Source organism: Bradyrhizobium sp. AZCC 2289 (assembly GCF_036924615.1).
In the GTDB taxonomy this organism is placed as follows: Bacteria; Pseudomonadota; Alphaproteobacteria; order Rhizobiales; family Xanthobacteraceae; genus Bradyrhizobium.
In genome coordinates, this window is sequence record NZ_JAZHRY010000001.1 from 4,445,870 (window position 1) to 4,467,675 (window position 21,806).

Below are 21,806 nucleotides of genomic sequence, written 5' to 3' on the forward strand. Positions count from 1 at the left end.
CATCAGTTTTCTGCCCAATTGTACCGAAAGAGGACAGACAGCTGCCTTAACCGGCATTTCGCTGCGGCCTGGAACGGCAAATCGTTCCCGACCGGGCCGCGGCGAAATCCGGTTCACGGAAAAATGCGCTGGATTTGATTCGCCGCCGGTATTCTGTTGGCTACTCCGGTTTCCCTCCTTCGGCTGCGCCAGGCCAATTCATGCCCCCGGTTAAAGTGTTTTTCGCGCTGGTTGTTCTTGCAGCGCTGGCTTCGCGGAGCGTGTCGGCGCAACCCGGCTTCGGCGCGCAGGGCGCCGAGGGCGAGCCGTACCGCCTGCAGCAATGGCTGGTGCCGTCACCCGATCCGGGTACCCCGGCGCATGCAATTCTGTTTCGTCCGCCCGGCGATGGTCCGTTTCGGCTGGCGCTGATCGCGCATGCCTCGACGCAGAACGTGTTGCGGCGTGCGCAGATGCCGCAGTCCGAATACCGCGCGCTGGCGGCGTGGCTGGTGGCGCGCGGCTTTGCCGTGCTGGTGCCGGAACGCTTAGGGCATGGCGCCACCGGCGGGAAATATCTCGAGGACCAGGGCGGCTGCGACGAAGCCGATTATTTGCACGCCGGCCGCGCCACCGCCGACGAGATCGCAGCGGCGCTCGGCTTTGTCCGCAAGCAACCCTTCATCAAGCCGGACGGCGCCGTGATTGTCGGCCACTCCGCGGGCGCCTGGGGCGCGCTGGCGCTGGCCGGCGAAAACCCGGCGGACGTCGCCGCCATCGTCGCCTTCGCGCCGGGGCGTGGCGGCCACGCCAATGATTTCCCCAATCAGGTCTGCGCGCCGCATACGCTGATTGCCGCGGCGGCCGAATTCGGCAAAGCCGCGCGCGTGCCGGTGGCCTGGCTGGTGGCCGCCAATGACAGCTATTTCTCGCCCGCGCTGTCGCGCCAACTGGCCGATGCGTTTCGCGCCGGCGGCGGCGAGGTCGTTTTTCGCGTGCTGGCGGCTTACGGCGGCGAGGGCCACTGGCTGCCGGAAACCGAAAGCGGTGTAAGACTGGCCGCACCTGAACTCGATCGCGCCTTAAAGTTGCGATCCCCGGCCGCAGCCAAACAACGATGACGCTATATTTCCTGGTCAAATATCTGCATGTGCTCGGCGCCATTGTCATTCTCGGCACCGGCTCGGGGATCGCGTTCTTCATGCTGATGGCGCATCACAGCGGTGACGCCGGCTTCATCGCGCGCACCGCGACGACCGTCGTGATCGCCGACATGGTGTTCACGCTGACGGCGGTGCTGCTGCAGCCGCTCACCGGCGGCTGGCTGATGATGCTGTCGGCGACCGGCTTTACCGAGCGCTGGCTGATGGCTTCGCTCGGGCTTTACGCCGTCGCCGGACTGTTCTGGGTGCCCGTGATCTTCATGCAGATCGAAATGCGCGATCTCGCGCGGATGGCGGCGAACCAGAGCGGGCCGCTGCCGCTGCGATATTTTTCGCTGTTCCGCCGCTGGTGCCTGTTCGGGATTCCCGGCTTTGGTTCGGTCATGATCATCCTGTGGCTGATGATCGCAAAGCCGTTTTAGGGGACTGATGAGCGAGCCCATACCAGCGCGCAAAATTCTCGTGCTCGGCGCCTCCGGCCTGATCGGACGCTTCGTCACGGACGATCTGCGCGCCCGGGGGTTTCATGCGGTCGGCATCGCCCGGCAGTTTTCGCCTGCGCAAAAGGCGACGGCGTTCGATCTCGAATGGCCTGTGATGTCGATGGATGCGCCGGCGCTGGCGTGCCTGCTCCGGGATCACGAGATCGATGTCGTGGTCAATTGCCTCGGCGTGCTGCAGGACGGCCCCGGCAGCGACACCCGCGCCGTGCATCGCGATTTCGTCGCGCGGCTGTTGGACGCGATTCGCGGCAGCGGCCGTGCAATCCGGCTGATTCACATTTCGATTCCCGGCGCCGCCGGCGAAGACCGCACCACCTTCAGCGTGACCAAACGGGAGGCCGAACGGCTGATCGCGGCATCCGGCATTGCCTTTGCGATCCTGCGGCCCGGTTTTGTGATCGCACCGTCCGCCTATGGCGGCAGCGCGCTGCTGCGGGCGCTGGCGGCATTGCCGTTTGAATTGCCGAAGAGGGAATCCGCGACATCGTTTCAGCCGGTCGCAATCGAGGACATCGCCGCGACCATCGCCTGGCTCGCCGGCCGCGACGTCGCCGACGCTGTGGCAAGCGCGGTGACATGGGACCTGATGCAGCCGCAGCCGGTCACGCTGGGCCGTGTCATCGGGCAATTCCGCGCGTCGTTCGGCACGTCGGAGATGCCGCGCGTCACGCTGCCCGGCTTGCTGCTCGATCTCGGTGCCAAACTGGGCGATCTGGTCAGCCGGCTCGGCTGGATGCCGCCGATACGGACGACCGCGATCGCCGAACTGCGCCGTGGCGTCAGCGGCGATCCCTCTTCCTGGATGGCGGTATCAGGCATTGTGCCGAAAACCTTGACCGAAGCGGTCGGCCAGCGCCCCGCCACCATTCAGGACAAATGGTTCGCGCGGCTCTACCTCGCCAAGGCGCTGATGATTGCGAGTCTGGCACTGTTCTGGACCGTGTCGGGCTTTATCGCGCTGTTCGTTTCCTATTCGGCCGCCACATATATCCTGAGCGCGCACAGCTTTCCGCCTGACCTGGTCGCGCCCGTGACTGTTATCACCAGCCTGATGGATATGAGTATCGGCGTCCTGATCGCGTTCCGCCGTACCTCGGCGTTCGCTTTGATCGCGGGCATCGTGGCATCGCTGGGCTACATGGCGGGCGCGGCAATCCTGACGCCCGATCTCTGGATCGAGCCGCTCGGCGCGCTGGTCAAGACCGGACCTGCGATCGTGCTGATGCTGGTGGCGCTGCTGACGCTCGATAACCGATAGGCGTATGATCGCAAGATGAACCGATGGCCCGACGATGACGTGATCCTCTACGACGGCGTCTGCGTGTTCTGCTCGCGCTGGATCCGCTACATCGCCACGCACGACGTCAGCCGCCGCTTCCGCTTCACCGCGATCCAGTCGGATTACGGCACGCGGCTGGCGCAGGCCTTCAACATCGATCCCAACGATCCCGACACCAACGCCGTCATCCACGGCGGCATCGCCTGGTTCAAATCCGACGGCGCGCTGACGACCTTGAGTCTGCTGCCCGGATGGCGCTGGGCACGGGCGCTGCTGCTGATCCCGAAGGCCGTTCGCGATCCCGTCTACAATCTCGTCGCCCGCAATCGGTATCGGATTTTCGGGAAGTATGACGCGTGCTTTGTGCCGGATGCGGAGATGAGGGCGAGGGTGATGGAGTAGGGGCACCGAGTGGGTTAGGTAGGCCGCGGGACAGCGCTGCTGCGGGATTAACTAAAGGACGCCTCAAACGACAGTGGTTCGAGACGAACAAGCTTTTCTATCGGAGGGGCAAGTTCGAACATCTTTGGCCTCTTTGAGAAGTCGTAAAGGCGACAAATTCGAAATTCTTTCGGCCTCTCGTTAGAAAAAGAAAGCTCATTTCTCGTTAAGTAGAATGGGGTCGTCTGAAGGCCATTAGTTGTCTTGACTTCGATCAGCCGTTCTGAGCCCTTGGGATCGAACGACCGAATGTCGTATCCGGCGCCGTCTCCATCCTCCTGAGAAACCCATCTAACCTTACGTGCTAGGTCTGAGCGACCCTGGGCGGTCAGGTACTGGCGCTCAAAAGAGAAGACCATTTCTTCACCCGCCTTCCCCAGCGACCTATTTTGGAAGTCCCGCTCAACGGGCTCAAATTTTCTGATCAATCGCACCAATTCCTTATCCTTGTGAGAGGCGAGTTGAAGGACGGGTGGTGGCTCGATGAATAGGTGCGGTGCCTCACTGAGGTGTTGGATAGATTGCTCCGGATGTAGATTCTCTGGTTTTAGAGTGAGATAGCGATCAACCGCGTCAATAATTGATTTCTGGAAATTCGGAAGCGGTTTGTATCCAGAAATTGTTGGAAGTGCGAGCTCACCAAGAACTGCACTAATGTTTTGGTGCTTGCGCTCAACCGAGCCTTCGGTCCTTCTTGTGAGCTTCACTAGTGAGCGGCGATGTGCGGATTTGTTATATTCGAGACCGTTCAATTCCGAACGCAGCATTGCAAAATAGTCGGCAATTATAGCGTCGAGCTCGTCATCGCTCCAATCTAATCCGAATCGATCTTCTTGGGCCATTTGCTCTCGATTGGCGAAGATGACGGCATATCGTTCTACTTTAGAACGAGTCCGAAAGCTTCTTTTGGATCAAGGTCGTATTTGTTTCCGAACCATAACACAAACTCAAAAGGAGATTCTTTATCCTCCCAATGCGAACGAAGATCATCATCCTCGAAGCCTGAATCGTCGATTGTAATCGCGTAGACATCAAGCATTCGCCGGTCCACGGCTTCGCGCCAATCGGTAAAGTTAATTTCGACCCAAGCCCAATCGTCATTGGCTTTTTTCATCCTTAAGCCTCCGCAATCCGAAAGGCAGCAAGCAACGTGTATCGAGAATAGAGTGCTCGTTCGAGTCGGGCAATAATCGCTAATCGGGAATTCTAGGCTGTTCTTGCGGCGATCACTTCCCCCGCCGCCCTTTCCCCCGAATCCCTCGCCCCATGCGCCGTCGAGAAAAATCCCGGCGAGGTCGCTTCGCCGGCAAAGAACAATCGCCCATCCACCGGCGCTGCCAGCACGGCGCGCATCCCGGCGTGGCCGGGCAGCGCGTGCGAGTAGGAGCCGCGGGCGAAGGGGTCGTGGGCCCAGCGCGATTCCGACAGCGGCTTTAGTTTGCGGCGATAGTCGTTGCCGAGGAAGGCTGCGATTTCGTCGATGCTTTGCGCCGCGATGGCGCCATCGCCGGCGTCTTCCAGCGCTTGGGCGAACTTTCCGCCGAAAAAGCCCTCGATGCAGGGCTGACCGAACGGCCGCAGATGAAAGGTGCCCATTTCGGTGCGCATGGTGGCGCCGCGCAGATTACCGTCCTTCGGAAGCTGCTCCGGCTCATCCAGCGCCAGCATCACCTTGTCGGCAAGGCCGAGCGGCAGGCCGCGCGCGGCGTCCACTTTCGCCGGCAGCGCGGGGTGAAAGCGGATCGCTTCATCGGCGATCAGATTGGTCGGCACGGTGACGATTACTTTGTCGGCGCTAAGCGTGCCCTGCGAAGTTTCGATCCGCACCCGCTTGCCGGAATGATCGATCAGCGCGACCTTGCAATTGAGCGCCAGCGGGCAGGACGCGCCGTAGGCTGCGATCAGCGCGCCATAGCCGCGGCGCACCCGCCAATTGATGTTGGTGTCTTCGTAGGCGTCCATGTCCAGGATCGAGACCTGGTCGAGCCCGCAGCCATTGATGTAGGTCGAGATCGCATCGATCATCGGATTCCAGCGGTTGCCGGGCTCAAGGCACAGATCGGCGGCGCTGTCGCGGCCGCTTGTTCTGGCCTGCTGCGCGGCCGCATCGGCACGGCCGTAGAATTCGTCGAGGGCCCGGACAAAGGCGTCGCGCTCGCTTTGCGGAAACGCCTTGCCGTAAGCGCGCTCGCGCCACGGCGGCAGGGTCTTGTCGATCTCGAAATTCAGTCGCTCGGCGATCTCAACGAAGGTGTTCTGGTCCGCCGAATGCAGCCAGCCGCAGCCGAGGTCGAAGGTGATGCCGGGCGCGGCCTGGATGGTATGCGCCCGGCCGCCGACGCGGTCCCGCGCTTCCAGCACGATGGTAGCAAGACCGGAATTATTCAGCGCATGCGCGGCGCCGAGGCCTGCGGCGCCCGCGCCGATGATGGCGACGTCGACTGAGGAGGGGAGGGAGGACATGCTTTTGCCTCTAGCATGTTCGCGTTAGAGGCTGAAGCCACCCAAAGCATAACTGTCATCACCCGCGAAAGCGGGTGATCCAGTACGCCGCGCCATCTCGGCTCTATCTCAGGCGCCAGCGGTTACTGGATGCCCCGCCTTCGCGGGGCATGACGAGAAGGGGTGGATTACGCCACCGCTTACGCTACAGCTTCCTTGGACTTTTCCGCGCGCTTGCGGTCGTTGGCGTCGAGGAATTTCTTGCGCAGGCGGATCGACTTCGGGGTGATTTCGACCAGTTCGTCTTCCTCGATATAGGCCAGCGCCTTTTCCAGCGTCATCCGGATCGGCGGGGTCAGGCGCACCGCTTCGTCCTTGGAGGTGGTGCGGATGTTGGTGAGTTGCTTGCCCTTCAGGACGTTGATCTCAAGGTCGTTGTCGCGGGTGTGCTCGCCGACGATCATGCCCTTGTAGACCTTGCAGCCGGGCTCGATCATCATCGGGCCGCGGTCTTCGAGCTTGAACATCGCGTAAGCCACCGCTTCGCCCTGATCGTTGGAGATCAGAACGCCGTTGCGGCGGCCCTGGATGTCGCCCTTGTAGTTCGCGTAACCGTGGAACAGCCGGTTCATGATCGCGGTGCCGCGGGTGTCGGTGAGCAATTCGCCCTGATAGCCGATCAGGCCGCGGGTCGGCGCGTAGAACACGAGGCGCAGGCGGTTGCCGCCGGACGGGCGCATCTCGATCATCTCGGCCTTGCGTTCGCTCATCTTCTGCACGACGACGCCGGAATGCTCCTCGTCGACGTCGATCACGACCTCTTCGATCGGCTCCTGCCACTGGCCGGTGGCTTCATCCTTCTTCAGCACCACGCGCGGGCGCGACACCGAGAGCTCAAAACCTTCGCGGCGCATGGTCTCGATCAGGATCGCGAGCTGCAATTCGCCGCGGCCGGAAACTTCCATCGCATCCTTGTCGGAGGCCTCGACCACCCGCAGCGCCACATTGCCTTCGGCCTCGCGCAGCAGGCGGTCGCGGATCATGCGGCTCGTCACCTTGTCGCCTTCGGTGCCGGCCAGCGGTGAGTTGTTGACGATGAACGACATCGACACCGTCGGCGGATCGATCGGTTGCGCAACCAGCGGCGTCTCCACGGTCGGATCGCAGAAGGTGTCGGCGACAGTGCCCTTGGTGAGGCCTGCGATGGCGACGATGTCGCCGGCTTCGGCTTCCTCCAGCGTCGTGCGCTCGATGCCGCGGAAGGCGAGAATCTTGGTGATACGGCCGCTTTCGATCAGCTTGCCGTCACCGCTCAGCACCTTGACGCTCTGGTTCGGCTTGATCGAGCCGGAGGTGATGCGGCCGGTGATGATGCGGCCGAGATAGGGGTTGGCTTCGAGAATGGTCCCGATCATCCGGAACGGCCCTTCCTCGACGGTCGGCGGCGCAACGTGGCGCACGATCAGGTCGAACAGCGGCTGCATGCCGGCGTCCTGCGGACCATCCGGGCTGTCGGCCATCCAGCCCTGCTTGGCCGACCCGTAGAGGATTGGAAAGTCGAGCTGCTCCTCGGTGGCATCCAGCGCCGCGAACAGGTCGAACACTTCGTTGATGACTTCGGTCGGGCGCGCGTCGGGGCGGTCGACCTTGTTGATGACGACAATCGGCTTCAGTCCGACCTTGAGCGCCTTGGAGACCACGAATTTGGTCTGCGGCAGCGGGCCCTCGGCGGCGTCCACCAGCACCAGCGCGCCGTCGACCATGTTGAGGATGCGCTCGACCTCGCCGCCGAAATCGGCGTGGCCGGGGGTGTCGACGATGTTGATGCGGGTATCCTTCCACTGCACCGAGGCCGCTTTGGCCAGAATGGTGATGCCGCGCTCGCGCTCCAGATCGTTGGAATCCATCGCGCGTTCGACCACGCGCTGGTTGTCCCGGTACGTGCCGGATTGCTGCAGCAGGCGATCGACCAGCGTGGTTTTGCCGTGGTCGACGTGGGCGATGATAGCGACGTTACGAAGGTTCATGGCTCTTCTTCTGGTCGTGCAATGGCTGGAGCGCGATCTCGCCGGAAAACCGGGACCCACTTTTCCGGATCGCGCTCAAAAACCTGGAATTCTCTCTCGTTTAAGCGTGATCTTTTCGGAAAACCGCTTCTCACTTTTCCGGATCACGCTCTGGGCCCGCGGCCCAAAAAGGAAGCCCGGCCAAAAGGACCGGGCACATCCTACGCGTTGCGCCGCAATATAGTCAGAAAACGCCAAAAAACAATGGTTTGTTTGGCATTTGGTTAGCCGTTTTTCGGTTGGCACCCGCCTCAATTGCCCTTTTCGGGGTCGGGATAGACACCCCGCAGCACCTCCTCAAAGTGGCCCTTGACCGCCTCATTGCACCGGCAGGACCAGTTGCGGAGCGCATCCGGATTGAGCACCAGGATCGAGCCGCGGCGGGTCTGCAAAATGCCCTCCGCCTTGAAGGTGTGGATCACCCGGCTGGTGTAGCTGCGGCCGACCCCGAGCAGGGTCGCCAGCTGCTCATGAGTCAGCGGCACGATTTCGTCGCCATCGGTGCGCTCCATCGCCGACATGATCCATTTGGCCGTGCGCTGTTCGATCGAATGGATCGCGTTGCAGGCGGTGGACTGGAACATCTGGGCCAGCAAGCAATCGGCATAACGCGCGAAGATATTGCTCAGCGTCGCCGACTTTGATTTCGCAGCGTCCAGCTTTCCGACCGGCAGCCGCACGAAAGGCCCGGCGAATTTGACCATGATCCGCGTATAGGCCGGCAGATAGCCCTGGCTCACAATACCGCCGACGGCGCCCTCGCGCCCGATCAGGATGGTCTCGACGTCACGGCCGTCCTCACTGGGCACCAGGTAAGACGCAAGGCTTGGACCGCAGGGAAAATGCACGATCTCGACATTATCGCCGGGGCTATAGAGCAGATCGTTGGGATTGCCCTCTTCCTGCGCCAGATGCGGCGCAATCAACGCGAAATCGGCGTCGTTCAAACGTCGCAATAGATTGTTGAACGGCCGCTCGCCGGCCTTGGCGGTATTTTCACGCCGGGTGAGCATCGAAAATCCTCGGGTCCAGGCCGCGACAATAATCGATCCGGCCCGGTTGATATGTCCACAAGTGAACAGACGTTAGAACGCCGATGTGGTGGCTTCAGTTCCGGAACCGTCGGCGCACCATCCGGACGCCGGCAGCGGCCGTCCTCTGGGCTTACACCGGGGAACTCAATGCCTCTCAATACCTGTGCTGGCGCGATCATGGAACCCGCCTCTTCTGACGGCATGCCCGATGACGTCTTGATCGTCGAGGACGATCCGATCATCGCGCTCGACTTCGAGGACACGATTCTCGGCTTCGGGGTGAAGACGGTACGCAGCGCGGGGAGCGTGGCGAAGGCGCTCGACATGATCGCCGATCACCCGCCGGATTTTGCGCTGCTGGATGTCGGGCTGGTCCACGAAAAGACCTTTACGCTCGCCGAGCGGCTGGATGCGCTGAAGATTCCGTACGTGTTCGTCACCGGCTATGGCGCCGACGTCAGGCTCCCGGCCGCGCTCGCCGGCAAGCCGCGGTTGCCGAAACCATGCTCCAGCGCGGCGCTGGAAGCAGCGTTGCGGCGGCGTCCAGGCGCCGCCGCGTGCTAGTTCTTACACCCGCTTCGGGTCGAGCGTCGTCGACCACAGCGCGACATCGGCGCGGTCGCGCAAGGTCACCGTCATCTGCCCGCTGGCGCCGTCGATCTTGACGTGGCCGAAGAACTGCATGCCGGCCGACGGCGGCAGGTTCTGCTTGTCCAGGCCGGGCGCCTTGATGAACTTCACTTCGGGCCCAAAGGTGTTGTCGAGTTCGTTCGGACCGAACGTGCCGGCGTGCAGCGGGCCCGAGACGAATTCCCAGAACGGATCGAATTCCTGGAATTGCGCCTTGTCCGGGTTGTAGTAATGCGCGGCGGCGTAGTGCACGTCCGCCGTCAGCCACACCGTGTTGACGACGCCGGAGGTCTTGATGAAACGCAGGATCTCGGCGATTTCCAGCTCGCGGCCGCGCGGCGGGCCGTCGCCTTGCGCAAACGCTTCCGAGCCCTTCTTGTTGGCTGCATCGTCATAGACGATGATGCTGAGCGGCATGTCGGACGCGATCACCTTCCAGGTCGCGCGCGAATTCAGCAGCGCGCGCTTCAGCCAGGCGAGCTGGTCGGGGCCGATGAAATAGCTGTCGGGGCCGTAAGCGGTCTGCAGGTTCGGACCGTTGGGGCCGCGATAGCTGCGCTCGTCGAGCATGAAGACGTCGAGATGCGGGCCGTAATTGAGCGTGCGATAGACACGGCCCGGCTCGACGATGCTTTCCCGCATCGGATACATCTCGTGAAACGCGCGGCCAGCGCGCGCGGCGAGCAGCGATATGTCGCGCACCTTGTAGGCGGCCGGAATTTCTTTCGAGGCCGACCAGTTGTTCATCACTTCGTGGTCGTCCCACTGCACGAAGACAGGCACCTCGGCGTTGAAGGCGCGCACATTGTCGTCCATGAAATTATACTTGTGCGCGGCGCGGAATTCGTCGAGCGTCTCGGCGACTTTTGCTTTTTCCGGGATCGTGACGTTCTTCCAGACCTTGCCGTCGGGCAATTTCACTTCGGAGGGAATGACGCCATCGGCATAGATGGTGTCGCCGGAATGCAGCAGGAAATCCGGTTTGTGCTTGCGCATGGTGGCGAAGGTGACCATGCCGCCATCATCCGGATTGATACCCCAGCCTTGTCCCGCGACGTCGCCGCCCCAGACGAAACTGACGTCGCGGCGGTCGCCGGGCGCGGTGCGGAAGCGGCCGACCACCGGCTCGCTCTGGATGTCAGTGTGCGCCAGGTCGCGAAACCGGACGCGATAAAAGATGTCCTGGCCGGAAGGCAGGTTTTCCAGCAGCATTTTTGCGGTGAAGTCGCTCTCCGGGAGTGCCGCGATCGGCGGCAAGGCCCGCGCGTTGCCAAACGATTCGGTGGTGGCGACCTCGACCATCATCTGCGACGGACGGTCGGCGCGCGCCCACACCACGCCGCCATCGGCGCCGACGTCGCCGGACTGCACGCCATGGGTGATCTGCGGACGGTCGGCGGCGCGGCTGAGATAAGGCATCGCGATGACGCCGGCGCCGGTCGCTGCGGCGGTCGAGAGGAATCGTCGGCGGGAAATCTTGGAGGAAAAACCGGTCGTCATGCGTGCCTCGTTTTGCCTCTGTCATTCCGGAGCGATGCGAAGCATCGAGCCCGGAATCTCGAGATTCCCCGATGCGCAATTGCGCATCTGAGGTCTGGTGCTGGCGTACCATCCCGGAATGTCGGCTTGGTGCGGACACGCTATAGGAAAACTCTGTGACGACCCGATTACAGCGACGGCCGCTTACGCCGTGCCGGCTGCCCGGAACTGCGCGCCTGCACGTTGCAGGCTTTGCGGTATGCTCATTAGCAGCGACTTGCGGTCGGCCACCGCGTTGTGGAACTGCTCGAGCGCGATATTGAAAGCGGTCAAGGTTCCCTGTTCGATCGTACCATGCTCGAAGCAGCGCAGGGTGTCGCGCAGGATGTCGTCGGCTTCGGACTGCATCTGGTCGAGTTCTTCGATCGAATCGCTATGGCGGGCAGCCGTGAGCATGTCCAGCAGCCGCTCGCGCTGCGAAGAGTTGTTGCTACGCTCGTCTTTCTTCAAATAGCCTGCGAACCACGCGCCGGCCGAGCCCATCGCCGACAAGGCCATCAGACTCCACCAGATGTAATCGCTGTAGCGATCGAGGAAGGTCTTTTCCTCGCCGTCGACAAAGGCGGCAGCACCCGGGTGCACCGGGATCGTGGCGTCCTTGTCGGTATCCGGCGTCTCGATCTTGGCGGCCAGCGGAAATTCGGCCTTCAGCGATTGCCGGACCGCAAACAACTGCCGGGTGAAGGCGGCGATGGTCGATTCCGAGACGCCTTTTCGCGCCACGATATGATGCGCGAAGCTGATCGTCTTGACCTCGTCGTCCGGCCGGGCGGGCGAGCCGCCGAACGAGCCGGCGGGAATTTCCGACGCCTCATAGGCGGGATGGTTCTGCGCGATCGCTTCCGCCGAATCGATCCCCAGGAAGGTCGGCGTGCCGCCGTCGCGCGTCGATGCCGCGATCGCGTCCGTCGTGATCTTGCTGTTGACGGGCCCGGCGGCGAGATACGCGTCCGCCTTCTGGTTGCGGATCGCTTCAACCACTTCGTTGGCCGGAAACTGGATAATATCGACCTTGGCCGGATCGACGCCATATTGCTGCATGATCACCTTGAGCAGATTGACGTTGGCCTGGGTGCGGCCGACGACACCGATGCGATGTCCGGCAAGCTGCGCGATCTTGGTGATTTTCGGCCCGGCCTTCCTGCCTTTGGCCTTGGCGGCCGGAGGCACCCACAGCACCACGACGTTCTTGCGCAGCGTTGCTACGGCCTGGGCGTTCTTCGGCACCTCGAGATCGCCGCGGATGATGGCGAGATCGGCCTTGCCTTCGCCGAGCAGCGTGGCGCTTGCGGCGGCGCCGTCGGTCTGCACCGGCCGCAACCGGACCTGGCTGTGCGGCTGGTTGTTGAGGGCCTGCGTCAGCCTCTGAACCACCTTGAGGTCGTCGCTGCTGGCCGGGCCGACCGCGATCCGCAAGGTGACCGGCCGCATCGCAAAGTAATAGCCGGCCGCCAGCGCCCCGATGATGGCCAGCACGCCGGCAAGCACGACGAATGCCGCCCGCCGCTGCGCCGAGCGGGGCGAAGCTATCGGTTCGGCATTGTCCTGATCCGGGCCGTCGGTCATCGATCTCTAAACGATCGTTCGAGGTTCAATTTCACATTGCCAACGCGCTTACACGGACATTCTAGCAAATTTCCTGCCTAGCCGGGGTTACATCTCCGTCATGGTTACCGGCGGCCATTGGACGCGGCTTTCAGCCATGATTTGATGCGTTTTCCTTGTGCGCACCGGCATCCACCCCGCATCAATTGCGGGGCGCGCTTTCGCTCGAAAACCTATATTTTCGCCATGGACCCCAGCCGCGGCGTCCGGTGTTAGGGTAGAGTGCGCATGAAACGGGAGGCGATCATGGTGGAACGGCTGTCGGCGGAGGCGCGTCAGGCGGCGCTGGGAGAGCTATCCGGCTGGTCCGAGGTGCCCGGCCGCGAGGCGATTGCAAGGACCTTCACCTTCAAGAATTTCAACGAAGCGTTCGGGTTCATGTCCCGCGCCGCTTTGGTGGCCGAGAAGAACGACCATCACCCGGAGTGGAAGAACGTCTACAAGACGGTGGAGGTGGTGCTCGCGACCCATGACTCCGGCGGCGTCACCAGGCTGGATATCGAGCTTGCCAAGGCCATGAACGGGATCGCCAGACAGCTCGGCGTGGTCTAAAGGGCGGCCAGCCGATCTTGCGGCAGCGACGTCGCGCCCCCAATTCTTGCCATGCCCGCCGCGGCGAAACGGCCGCGCCGGCTTTGAAGGAGCGCCGCGATGGCTTCATCCGAACACACCGTGGGTTTTGAGCCTGCCGACCGGCTGGCGCAGGACCGCGAAAGCGAGCGCCGGCGCTTCTGGATCAAGCTGAAGCAGGTGGTCGCAAAACTTCCCTTCGCCGAGGATCTGCTCGCGGCTTATTACTGCGCCTTCGACAAGCAGACGCCGCTCCGCGTCCAGGCGGCGCTACTCGGCGCCATCGCCTATTTCATCCTGCCGTTCGATTTCATCCCGGACATGCTGCCGGTGCTCGGCTTCACTGATGACGCGGCGGTGCTGGCCACCGCGATCCGCATGGTCGCAAGCCACATCACGCCGGAACATCGCGACGCCGCGCGCGCCGCGCTGAAGCGCGGGATCGACCGGGGCGAAGCAGCAGAGTAACCCACGCGAGTTGCGTCACACCCCGTCGTCATCCCCGCGAAAGCGGGGATCCAGTACGCCGCGGCTTCTCGATTCGATCACTGGCGTCTCTGGAATACTGGGTCGCCCGGTCATAGGCGAGCGGAAGCGACGCCGTCCTTCGGACGGCTATGCCGGGCGATGACATCCTGGGTTTCATCGCTGCCGCTCTGCCGGGCGAACCTGCGCGCGGGCATTTTTCTCGGCGTCCCAGGCCTGGAATTGTCTGAACAGCGCTTCCTTCTCGGCATCGGACTGCAGCTTTCCGGCCGCAGGGCTCTGTTTCAGGAAATCCTCGAACCGGTTGCGCGCGACGGATTCGATGCCATGTTGCTCCAGCCATTGCTTCGCGACGGGCAAGCGCTGCCAGCCGGGAAGCGGTGCCGACAGCGAAACCTCCTTCCATTTCGGATGGAACGGCGGATTCTGGAATGTCGGGAATTTCGTGAAGAAGGCGTCCACGAATACTGCGAGCTTGCGATAGCGCTCGGTGTTGGGCGCCCAATTATAGGCCGCGAGCACCGCGGGAACGGCGATCGTATCGACCTGCTCCTGACCTTCGATCAGGTTGGGATAGTCTTTCGCCGAAAGGCTCGCGGGCAGATAGTCGCCCTGCAACGGCTTCTCGTAGTTGACCGTCACCAAATGGAACCGATCGTCCTTGAAACTGCTCACGGACTTATACGGCTTGCCCCCACAAACGATCACAGCGTCGATTTCGCCGGCCTTCAATTTCTCCAGCGCGATGCGTTGCTCAATATACACGACCTTTGGTTTCATCCCGAGTCGCTCGAACACAGTCAGCGCGGTGACGAAGGTGCCGCCATTGGGCAGGTCGACGCTGACGGTCTTGCCCTCGAGATCCCTGAGATTGCGGATCGATTTCGACGCGATCACGTGCACCTCTTCGTTGTAGAGCTTGGTCACGTAAGTGAACTGCTTCTTGATGTCTTTCGCAAAGCCCTTCCGCTCGAGATAATCCAGCGTGTCCGATCGGACGATGCCGAGATCGACGCCTTGGAGAAACAGGATGTCGGCGACGCTCTGCACCGAGCCGCGCCCGACAATGGGAAGGATGCGCAGCTTGTTGCCGTCATCGAGAACGGAAGCGAGATCGGCGCCGAACTGTACATACGTGCCGCCGATCGTGCCCGAGATCAACGTCACCGTGTTGGCGTTCAGGCTCTGCTTGGTACTGTTCGAGCCGAACTGGAAAATCGCTTTCAGGCTTTCGCTGACCTTGGCCGGATCGTATTCGGCCTGCTCGGCCCGCGCCGCGAAGCCGCAGGCCATCATCGTGGCGAATAACGCCACTCCCCATAAACGTCTCATCTGTCCCCCGATCGAAATCAGTTTTGCATTTCCGCGACGCGCGCTTGCGCATCGGAGGAGCCGAATTCGGCTGCCTTCTGGTACCAGTTGCGCGCCCGCGCCGGATCCGGTGTGACGCTGCGCGCATCACCTGTTCCCAGCACCGCAGGATCATAGGTCCGCGCCAGCAGCAGCGCTGCATCGGCCTCCCGTGCGTCCGCGGCGCGTTCGAGCAGCAGCCTTGCGGACGCGATGTCGCCGTTCGCGAGCAGGCCCTTTGCCCGCTTGAGCAATGCGGCGAGGTCGTCGGGATCGAGATGTCTTGCCGGCGGCGGAGCCGGAACTGCAGGTGTCGCAGGCGTCTCGGCTACCGCAACCAGGCTTTTGATCGCGGCCTGATAGGCGGCCGCGATCTCGTCGCGCGATGGCAGGTCGGTGCCGGCCGGCGGCGCAAGCGCAACGGTTTGAACCGGCTCCGGCGGCGGCGCGCTGAGTTGAGCGAGTGATGCCCCGGCAAACGACGCTGCGGCGCTGACGATGACCGCGCGTGTGGCGTCGACGGAAAACAGGGCGAGCACCATGGCTGCTGCCGATGCCGCGGAAATTACTGTCAGGATACGCGACGGGGATATCGCCCGTCTTTTGCGGATTTGCGGCGCGTTGTCATCCGCATCGCCGGAAAGAAACAGCGGAGCTGGCCCGTCTGAACTGATTTCCGCCGCATGCGATCGCCGATAGCGATAATGCGCAAATCCGGGATCGTTGATGTCTTCCTCAAGCGCCGCGACGGGCGGATCGCTGGAGTGCAAATGTGTCGAATTCCCCACCATGGTGACGCTTCCCCGCTACTACTACGCAACGATCGGGCATCCCGGCTTCTGGTTTTTATTGTCGTTGTCGAAGAACGCCCGTTACTTCGGGCGCTAACTCGCATGCCGAATAGGCCCAAAAAACGGCCCCGGCCGGCACGAATTGGGACTTATTTTGGTTTGATTGGGGCGGGATTGCCCTATTCAATGAATTTAAAGGTGAACGGGAACATTTTGCGCGTTGAAACCGGGCTTGCTGCGATCGTCCGTCTCAACCGACCATCAGGATGTCACCTGAGTTCACAAACGAAGTGCAACACTTCCGGCTGGAGGTGTTGCACTTCGAACGTGATCAATCCCAGCTTTTGTGGGGATGACGAAGGCACACGGCGGTTACGGATGCAAAATCACCTTGCCCATCGCCTTGCGGCCGGCGAGCACCTTTAACGCCTCGGCGGTTTGCGCCAGCGGGAAGGTGCGGTCGACATGCGAGGAGATCTTGCCCTCCGCAGTCCACCTCACGAGCTTTTCCAGATTGGCGCGGTTCTTCTCCGGATTGAGCCGGGCCCAGGCGCCCCAGAACACGCCGCGAATATCGCAGCCTTTGAGCAGCGCCAGATTGAGCGGCATTTTGGGAATGTCGCCGGCGGCGAAGCCGATCACGAGGAAGCGGCCTTCCCATGCGATCGAACGCAGCGCCGCCTCGGCATAGGTGCCGCCGACCGGATCGAAAATGATGTCAGCGCCCTTGCCACCGGTCAGCCGCCGCAAGCCTTCCTTGAGATCTTCCTTGGCATAGTTCAGGCCAAGCTCGGCGCCATGCGCCTTGGCGAATTCCAGCTTTTCATCCGACGAGGCGCAGGCGATCACCTTCAGGCCCATCAGCTTGCCGAGTTCGCACGCAGCCAGCCCGGTGCCGCCGGCCGCGCCCAACACCGCGAGCGTCTCGCCGGGTTTCGGGCTGGCGCGATCTTCCAGCGCGTGCAGCGCGGTGCCGTAGATGATGATGATCCCGGCGGCGCGATCGAAATCCAGATTGTCGGGAATTTTCACGATCGAGTTCGCCGGCAGCGCGATCTTTTCGCGGGCGCCGTTATGGCCGCAGGACGCCACCACGCGGTCGCCGACTTTCAGATCGGTGACGCCGGCGCCGACGCTCTCGATCACGCCTGCGACTTCGGCGGCCGGCGAAAACGGGAACGGCGGCTTGATCTGGTACTTGCCCTGGATCATCAGGATGTCGAAGAAATTCAGCGCCGCGGATTTGATCGCGATCACGGCCTCGCCGGGCCCGGCCACCGGATCGGGCACGTCGGCCAGCACGAGATCGTCGGGTTGGCAATATTGCGAGCAGAGAATGGCTTTCATGGACACACCTGATTTTCGGACGCACAAGGAAGGCTGGACGCTTCTTGCCGGATTTGACGCCGGGCTACAATCCGATTCGGATGCATGCCCCTTATGGTGCGGAACGCCAAAGGTCGCGATTGAAAGGGATTCAAACGATGTTTGAAAAAGGCCTGCTGGCGGGAAAGCGCATATTGGTCACCGGCGGCGGTTCCGGGCTTGGCGCCGCGATGGGACGCCGTTTTGCTGAACTCGGCGCGGAGTTGATCATCTGCGGCCGACGGCTCGAATTGCTGGAACAAACCGCGGCAGAATTGCGCAGCGCGCTCGGCGGCAAGGTCACCGTGGCCAGATGCGACATCCGCGATGGTGCGGCGGTCGATGCCATGATGGATGCGGTCTGGCGCGAGGCGCCGATCGATGTGCTCGTCAACAACGCGGCGGCGACCTTCATCGCGCAGAGCGAACATCTGTCGTTCCGTGCGGCCGACGCGATCCTGGCGCCGACGCTGCACGGCACGATGTATTGCACGCTGGCCGCCGGCCGCCGCTGGATCGAGGGCAAACACAAAGGCGTGGTACTGAGCATCCTCTCGACCTCGACCATCACCGGCCGCGCCTTCACGGTGCCCTCGGCGATGGCGAAGACCGCGGTGCTGGCGATGACCAAAAGCCTCGCGGTGGAGTGGGGCCCGAAAGGCATCCGCACCGTCGCGATTGCGCCGGGCGCGTTTCCGACCCCGGGCGCTGCGGGCCAACTCCGCCCCGAGGGCCGCGACGAGAGCTGGGCGCACCGCAACCCGCTCGGCCGCGCCGGCGAGCACGGCGAACTCGCCAACCTCGCGAGTTTCCTGATCTCCGATCAGGCCGGCTATATCAATGGCGAGATGGTGGTGCAGGACGGCGGCTCGCATTTGCGCAGTTCCGGCGCCGAGGATTTGCTGCAATGGACCGACGCGCAGTGGGCGAAGCAGCGCGAGGGGCGCGCGAAGGGCTAAGCGCGGCAGCGGCGGATTTGCGCCGCACGCGAACTGCACCCACCCCGTAACTGCCTTCCCAAAAAGGCATTTTCCGGCTATCCATCGGCGGTGGGACGACGCCGTCGGGCCATCTTCCAGTCACAATGATGAGGGAACCAGTTGTCCGTGCGGCAAATACTGACATCGCTGGTTGCGGGTATGCTGGTGTGCGGGACGATGTCCCTTGCGCAGGCGCAAAGTGCTGCGCCGAAGGCCACCAAGGACGCGGCCAAGCCCGCGGCCGCGACGACCAAGCCTGCGACAGCGGCGAAGCCTGCGGCCAAACCTGAAGCGGCGGCCGCGGCAGCGGCAGGTGGGGCGGAGCCGACCCTGATCGGGCAGTTCGGCACCTGGGGCGCCTATACGGCGACGCCGAACGGCAAGAAGGTGTGCTTTGCGCTGGCAAAGCCGTCGTCCTCGAAAACCAATCCGCCGAATCGTCCGCGCGATCCGGCCTATGCCTTCGTCTCGACGCGTCCGGCGGAAAAAGTCACCAACGAAGTCTCGATCATGATCGGCTACACGCTGAAGCCGGGTTCCGAATCCTCGCTCGAGGTCGGCGGCGCGTCGTATACGATGTATACCCAGGGCGACGGACTCTGGATCAAGAACGCCGCCGAGGAAGAGCGGATGGTCGAGGCCATGCGCAAATCCGCCGACGTCACCGTCAAGGGCGTCTCGGCCAAGGGCACCGAGACCACCGACACCTTCTCGCTAAAGGGGCTGTCGCAGGCGCTCGACAAACTGGCGCAGGATTGCAAGCGCTAAACTCAATCTTGGTTTTTGAGCCATGCCTTGAGGCAAGTTCCGGGTCACCTCTCCCGATGGGAGAGGTGTTTGGCGCCCGTTGCTGCATTTCCCGGCTTTCCAGCAGCTTCTGGAGGGCCTATTTGATGTTCCATGACAGACACCATGACCAGCACGACCGAGACCAGTTCCGCTTCCAGCGCGCCCTTGGAAAAGATCGCGCTCGAAACCTACGTGCCGCCGGCCAAGCCGTCGCTGGTCGGGCTGTCGCGCGCCGAGATCGCCGATCGGCTCGGCGAAATCGGCGTCGCGCCTGCGCAACGCAAGATGCGCACGCAGCAGCTCTGGCACTGGATGTATGTGCGCGGCGCCCGGAATTTCGACGAGATGACCAGCATTTCCAAGGAAATGCGCAGCCAGCTCGTGCAGCACTTCACGGTCGATCGTCCCGAGGTGGTCGCCGAACAAATCTCCAACGACGGCACCCGCAAATGGCTGCTGCGGTTACCGAGCGGCGACAAGGTCGAGCGGCCGCATGAAGTCGAGTGTGTCTATATTCCCGAGACCGACCGCGGCACGCTGTGCGTCTCCTCGCAGGTCGGCTGCACGCTGAATTGCTCGTTCTGCCACACCGGCACGCAGCGGCTGGTGCGCAATCTGACCGCCGGTGAGATCGTCGGCCAGATCATGGTGGCGCGCGACCGCCTCAACGACTGGGCCGACCGCGAGACCCCGACCGGCAGCCGCCTCGTCACCAATGTGGTGATGATGGGGATGGGCGAGCCGCTCTATAATTTCGACGCGGTGCGCGATGCGCTGTTGATCGTCGCCGACAATGAAGGCATCGGCATTTCCCGCCGCCGCATCACGCTGTCGACCTCAGGCGTGGTGCCCAACATCATCCGCACCGGCGACGAGATCGGCGTCATGCTGGCGATTTCGCTGCATGCGGTGCGCGATGAGCTGCGCAACGAACTGGTGCCGCTCAACCGCAAATATCCGATCGCCGAATTGCTGCAGGCCTGCCGCGACTATCCGGGCTCGTCGAATGCGCGGCGCATCACCTTCGAATATGTGATGCTCAAGGGCGTCAACGATTCGCTCGATGACGCCAAGCTGCTGGTGAAGCTGCTCAAGGGCATTCCCGCGAAAATCAATTTGATTCCGTTCAATCCGTGGCCGGGCACGCGTTACGAATGCTCGGACTGGGACCAGATCGAAAAATTCTCCGAATATATTTTCAACGCCGGCTATTCCTCGCCGGTGCGCACGCCGCGCGGCCGCGACATTCTCGCCGCCTGCGGCCAGTTGAAATCGGAGACGGAAAAATTGTCCGTGCGCGAGCGCCAGGCGCTGCGCGCGATGGCGATGACGGATTGATCCGATGGCGCGATCTGTCACTCAGGCCGTCATTGCGAGCGAAGCGAAGCAATCTATCTCTCCGCTTGCTGAGAGATGGATTGCTTCGTCGCTTCGCTCCTCGCAATGACGGTGCTGCCATGGCGCTGATCGGCCGTCTGTTTGTTATCTGCTTCGCCTTCCTGTTCGCGTGCCTGGTCGCGGGCATGATCGTGGTCGGCGCGGTGCTGTATCCGGAATTCTCCGATCTCGGCACCGGCCCGATCGATCAGAGCGCGATCAACGTCGTGCTCGGCTTCGGCTTCATCTTCATCTCCGGCTTTGCGCTGTTGCCGGCGCTGATCGTGGTGTTGATCACCGAGGCCTTTTATGTCCGGGGCGTGCTGACCTATGCGGTCGGCGGTGCGATCGTCGGAGCCGCCTGCTATCTCGGCCTGATCCCGTTCGATCCCGAAACATTGCATTTCGACGGTATCGTCCGCCGTCATCTCGAAATCATGACCGGTGCGGGCATCGTCTCGGGGCTCGTCTATTGGATGATCGCGGGCCGCACCGCCGGCGCGTGGCGCGAGCCGCCGCGACCCTCAAGGCCGCCTCCGCCGCTGCCGTCGCAGCCGCTGTGAGCCTTTTCATCGCCAACCGCCTCGGCTAAACCGCGCGCCATGAACCGGACCGGACTTTTCATCGCGCTGGGACTGGCGCTCGTCATCGGATTGCTGTTCGGGATTTATCCCGAACTCGACCTGAAGCTGGCGGCGCTGTTCTATGATCCCGCCATCAAATCGTTTCCGATAAAACTCGATGCGGTGGCCGAATTCGCGCGCGACGCCGCGATGTGGATCGCATGGACTTTCGCACTGCCGGCGATCGTGGCGTTCGTGGTAAAACTGGCGCGGCCGGACCGGCCGATGCTGATCCCGGGACGCGCGGCGATCTTCCTGCTGGTCACGATCATTCTGTCCGCGGGCATTCTGACCAATTTCACCTTCAAGTCCTACTGGGGCCGGCCGCGGCCGGTCATGGTGACGGAATTCAACGGCCCCTGGCAATTCGTGCCGTGGTGGGATCCGCGCGGGGCTTGCGGAAAGAACTGCTCGTTCTTCTCCGGCGAGGGCGCCACCGCGTTCTGGACCTATGCGCCCGCGGCGTTGACGCCGCCGGCGTGGCGGCCGCTGGCCTATGCGGCGGCGACCCTGTTCGGGATCACGACCTCTGTGCTGCGGATGGCGTTCGGCGGGCATTTCTTCACCGACGTCGCGGCCGCAGGCCTGGTGAGCTTTCTGGTGATCTGGCTGGCCTATGCCTTCATCTACCGCTGGCCGGCCACCCGCATGACCGACGCGCAGGTTGACGCCGGCCTGGCGCGGCTGGCCTCAACCTGGTCCCGCTTGACGCGGCGCTGGCGCCCGCTGGGGTAATCCGTCGTTTAAACGCGTGCCCATCAGCGTGAAATTTGGTAATCGCGCACTCAACCCGC

22 protein-coding genes are annotated in these 21,806 nt (G+C 62.7%); 12 read left to right on the forward strand and 10 right to left on the reverse strand.

Annotation, left to right across the window (positions count from 1 at the left end; all coding sequences use genetic code 11):
• Positions 1-200: 200 nt before the first annotated feature.
• From V1289_RS21195 to V1289_RS21210, 4 genes are read left to right on the forward strand one after another with little or no spacing between them, the layout of a single operon-like run.
• Complete coding sequence (locus V1289_RS21195; RefSeq protein WP_334398682.1) at positions 201-1,100, forward strand: dienelactone hydrolase family protein; 900 nt, start codon at positions 201-203, stop codon at positions 1,098-1,100.
• Positions 1,097-1,564 carry a DUF2269 family protein gene (locus V1289_RS21200; protein ID WP_334398683.1) on the forward strand — a complete coding sequence of 156 codons (468 nt, stop codon included), beginning with the start codon at positions 1,097-1,099 and terminating at the stop codon, positions 1,562-1,564. The genes V1289_RS21195 and V1289_RS21200 overlap by 4 nt, the downstream gene beginning before the upstream one ends.
• A 7-nt stretch (positions 1,565-1,571) precedes the next feature.
• Entirely contained in the window at positions 1,572-2,903 is a 1,332-nt protein-coding gene (locus V1289_RS21205) for an SDR family oxidoreductase (RefSeq protein WP_334398684.1), read from the forward strand.
• Between the two features lie 15 nt (positions 2,904-2,918).
• A complete protein-coding gene (locus V1289_RS21210; RefSeq protein WP_334398685.1) occupies positions 2,919-3,326 on the forward strand; it encodes a thiol-disulfide oxidoreductase DCC family protein in 408 nt (135 codons plus the stop codon).
• Positions 3,327-3,373: 47 nt separating this feature from the next.
• Here V1289_RS21210 and V1289_RS21215 read toward each other — a convergent pair whose 3' ends face one another.
• From V1289_RS21215 to V1289_RS21235, 5 genes are all read right to left on the reverse strand, one after another.
• Positions 3,374-4,207: a DUF3883 domain-containing protein gene (locus V1289_RS21215; RefSeq protein WP_334398686.1), complete on the reverse strand. Its 834-nt coding sequence runs from the start codon at positions 4,205-4,207 to the stop codon at positions 3,374-3,376.
• A gap of 35 nt (positions 4,208-4,242) precedes the next feature.
• Positions 4,243-4,479, reverse strand: a complete 237-nt coding sequence (locus V1289_RS21220; protein ID WP_334398687.1) for a hypothetical protein — start codon at positions 4,477-4,479, stop codon at positions 4,243-4,245.
• A 92-nt stretch (positions 4,480-4,571) separates the two neighbouring features.
• Positions 4,572-5,828, reverse strand: a complete 1,257-nt coding sequence (locus V1289_RS21225; RefSeq protein ID WP_334398688.1) for a flavin monoamine oxidase family protein — start codon at positions 5,826-5,828, stop codon at positions 4,572-4,574.
• 179 nt (positions 5,829-6,007) lie between these two features.
• On the reverse strand, positions 6,008-7,834 hold the full coding sequence (gene typA, locus V1289_RS21230) for a translational GTPase TypA (protein WP_334398689.1): 1,827 nt from the start codon (positions 7,832-7,834) through the stop codon (positions 6,008-6,010).
• Positions 7,835-8,124: 290 nt separating this feature from the next.
• Positions 8,125-8,886 carry a Crp/Fnr family transcriptional regulator gene (locus V1289_RS21235; RefSeq protein WP_334398690.1) on the reverse strand — a complete coding sequence of 254 codons (762 nt, stop codon included), beginning with the start codon at positions 8,884-8,886 and terminating at the stop codon, positions 8,125-8,127.
• A 198-nt stretch (positions 8,887-9,084) separates the two neighbouring features.
• Here V1289_RS21235 and V1289_RS21240 point away from each other — a divergent pair, with 198 nt between their 5' ends.
• Positions 9,085-9,471, forward strand: coding sequence for a response regulator (locus tag V1289_RS21240; protein WP_334407587.1), 387 nt, complete (start codon positions 9,085-9,087; stop codon positions 9,469-9,471).
• 3 nt (positions 9,472-9,474) lie between these two features.
• Here the strand turns inward: V1289_RS21240 and V1289_RS21245 are convergent, their stop codons facing one another.
• Positions 9,475-11,037 carry an alkaline phosphatase D family protein gene (locus tag V1289_RS21245; RefSeq protein WP_309181026.1) on the reverse strand — a complete coding sequence of 521 codons (1,563 nt, stop codon included), beginning with the start codon at positions 11,035-11,037 and terminating at the stop codon, positions 9,475-9,477.
• Positions 11,038-11,220: 183 nt separating this feature from the next.
• Positions 11,221-12,642, reverse strand: a complete 1,422-nt coding sequence (locus V1289_RS21250; RefSeq protein ID WP_334398691.1) for a TAXI family TRAP transporter solute-binding subunit — start codon at positions 12,640-12,642, stop codon at positions 11,221-11,223.
• 285 nt (positions 12,643-12,927) lie between these two features.
• On the opposite strand from V1289_RS21250, the gene V1289_RS21255 reads away from it, so the two are divergent.
• Both V1289_RS21255 and V1289_RS21260 read left to right on the forward strand, forming a co-directional pair.
• On the forward strand, positions 12,928-13,233 hold the full coding sequence (locus V1289_RS21255) for a 4a-hydroxytetrahydrobiopterin dehydratase (RefSeq protein ID WP_074271999.1): 306 nt from the start codon (positions 12,928-12,930) through the stop codon (positions 13,231-13,233).
• A gap of 99 nt (positions 13,234-13,332) precedes the next feature.
• Complete coding sequence (locus tag V1289_RS21260; RefSeq protein WP_334398692.1) at positions 13,333-13,719, forward strand: YkvA family protein; 387 nt, start codon at positions 13,333-13,335, stop codon at positions 13,717-13,719.
• A 174-nt stretch (positions 13,720-13,893) separates the two neighbouring features.
• On the opposite strand, the gene V1289_RS21265 is transcribed toward V1289_RS21260, so the two are convergent.
• From V1289_RS21265 to V1289_RS21275, 3 genes are all read right to left on the reverse strand, one after another.
• Complete coding sequence (locus V1289_RS21265) at positions 13,894-15,069, reverse strand: TAXI family TRAP transporter solute-binding subunit (RefSeq protein ID WP_334398693.1); 1,176 nt, start codon at positions 15,067-15,069, stop codon at positions 13,894-13,896.
• 17 nt (positions 15,070-15,086) lie between these two features.
• Positions 15,087-15,878 (reverse strand): hypothetical protein, encoded by a 792-nt coding sequence (locus V1289_RS21270; protein ID WP_334398694.1) that lies wholly within the window; start codon positions 15,876-15,878, stop codon positions 15,087-15,089.
• 372 nt (positions 15,879-16,250) lie between these two features.
• A complete protein-coding gene (locus V1289_RS21275) occupies positions 16,251-17,225 on the reverse strand; it encodes an NADPH:quinone oxidoreductase family protein (RefSeq protein ID WP_334398695.1) in 975 nt (324 codons plus the stop codon).
• 137 nt (positions 17,226-17,362) lie between these two features.
• Between V1289_RS21275 and V1289_RS21280 the strand changes: the two genes are divergently transcribed.
• From V1289_RS21280 to V1289_RS21300, 5 genes are all read left to right on the forward strand, one after another.
• Positions 17,363-18,202 (forward strand): SDR family oxidoreductase, encoded by an 840-nt coding sequence (locus tag V1289_RS21280; RefSeq protein WP_334398696.1) that lies wholly within the window; start codon positions 17,363-17,365, stop codon positions 18,200-18,202.
• Positions 18,203-18,382: 180 nt separating this feature from the next.
• Positions 18,383-18,991 (forward strand): invasion associated locus B family protein, encoded by a 609-nt coding sequence (locus V1289_RS21285; RefSeq protein ID WP_334407589.1) that lies wholly within the window; start codon positions 18,383-18,385, stop codon positions 18,989-18,991.
• Positions 18,992-19,135: 144 nt separating this feature from the next.
• Positions 19,136-20,350, forward strand: coding sequence for a 23S rRNA (adenine(2503)-C(2))-methyltransferase RlmN (gene rlmN / locus V1289_RS21290; RefSeq protein ID WP_309181034.1), 1,215 nt, complete (start codon positions 19,136-19,138; stop codon positions 20,348-20,350).
• A gap of 119 nt (positions 20,351-20,469) precedes the next feature.
• Positions 20,470-20,952, forward strand: coding sequence for a hypothetical protein (locus V1289_RS21295; protein ID WP_334407592.1), 483 nt, complete (start codon positions 20,470-20,472; stop codon positions 20,950-20,952).
• A 39-nt stretch (positions 20,953-20,991) separates the two neighbouring features.
• Positions 20,992-21,747 (forward strand): phosphatase PAP2 family protein, encoded by a 756-nt coding sequence (locus V1289_RS21300; protein ID WP_334398697.1) that lies wholly within the window; start codon positions 20,992-20,994, stop codon positions 21,745-21,747.
• Positions 21,748-21,806 lie beyond the last annotated feature (59 nt).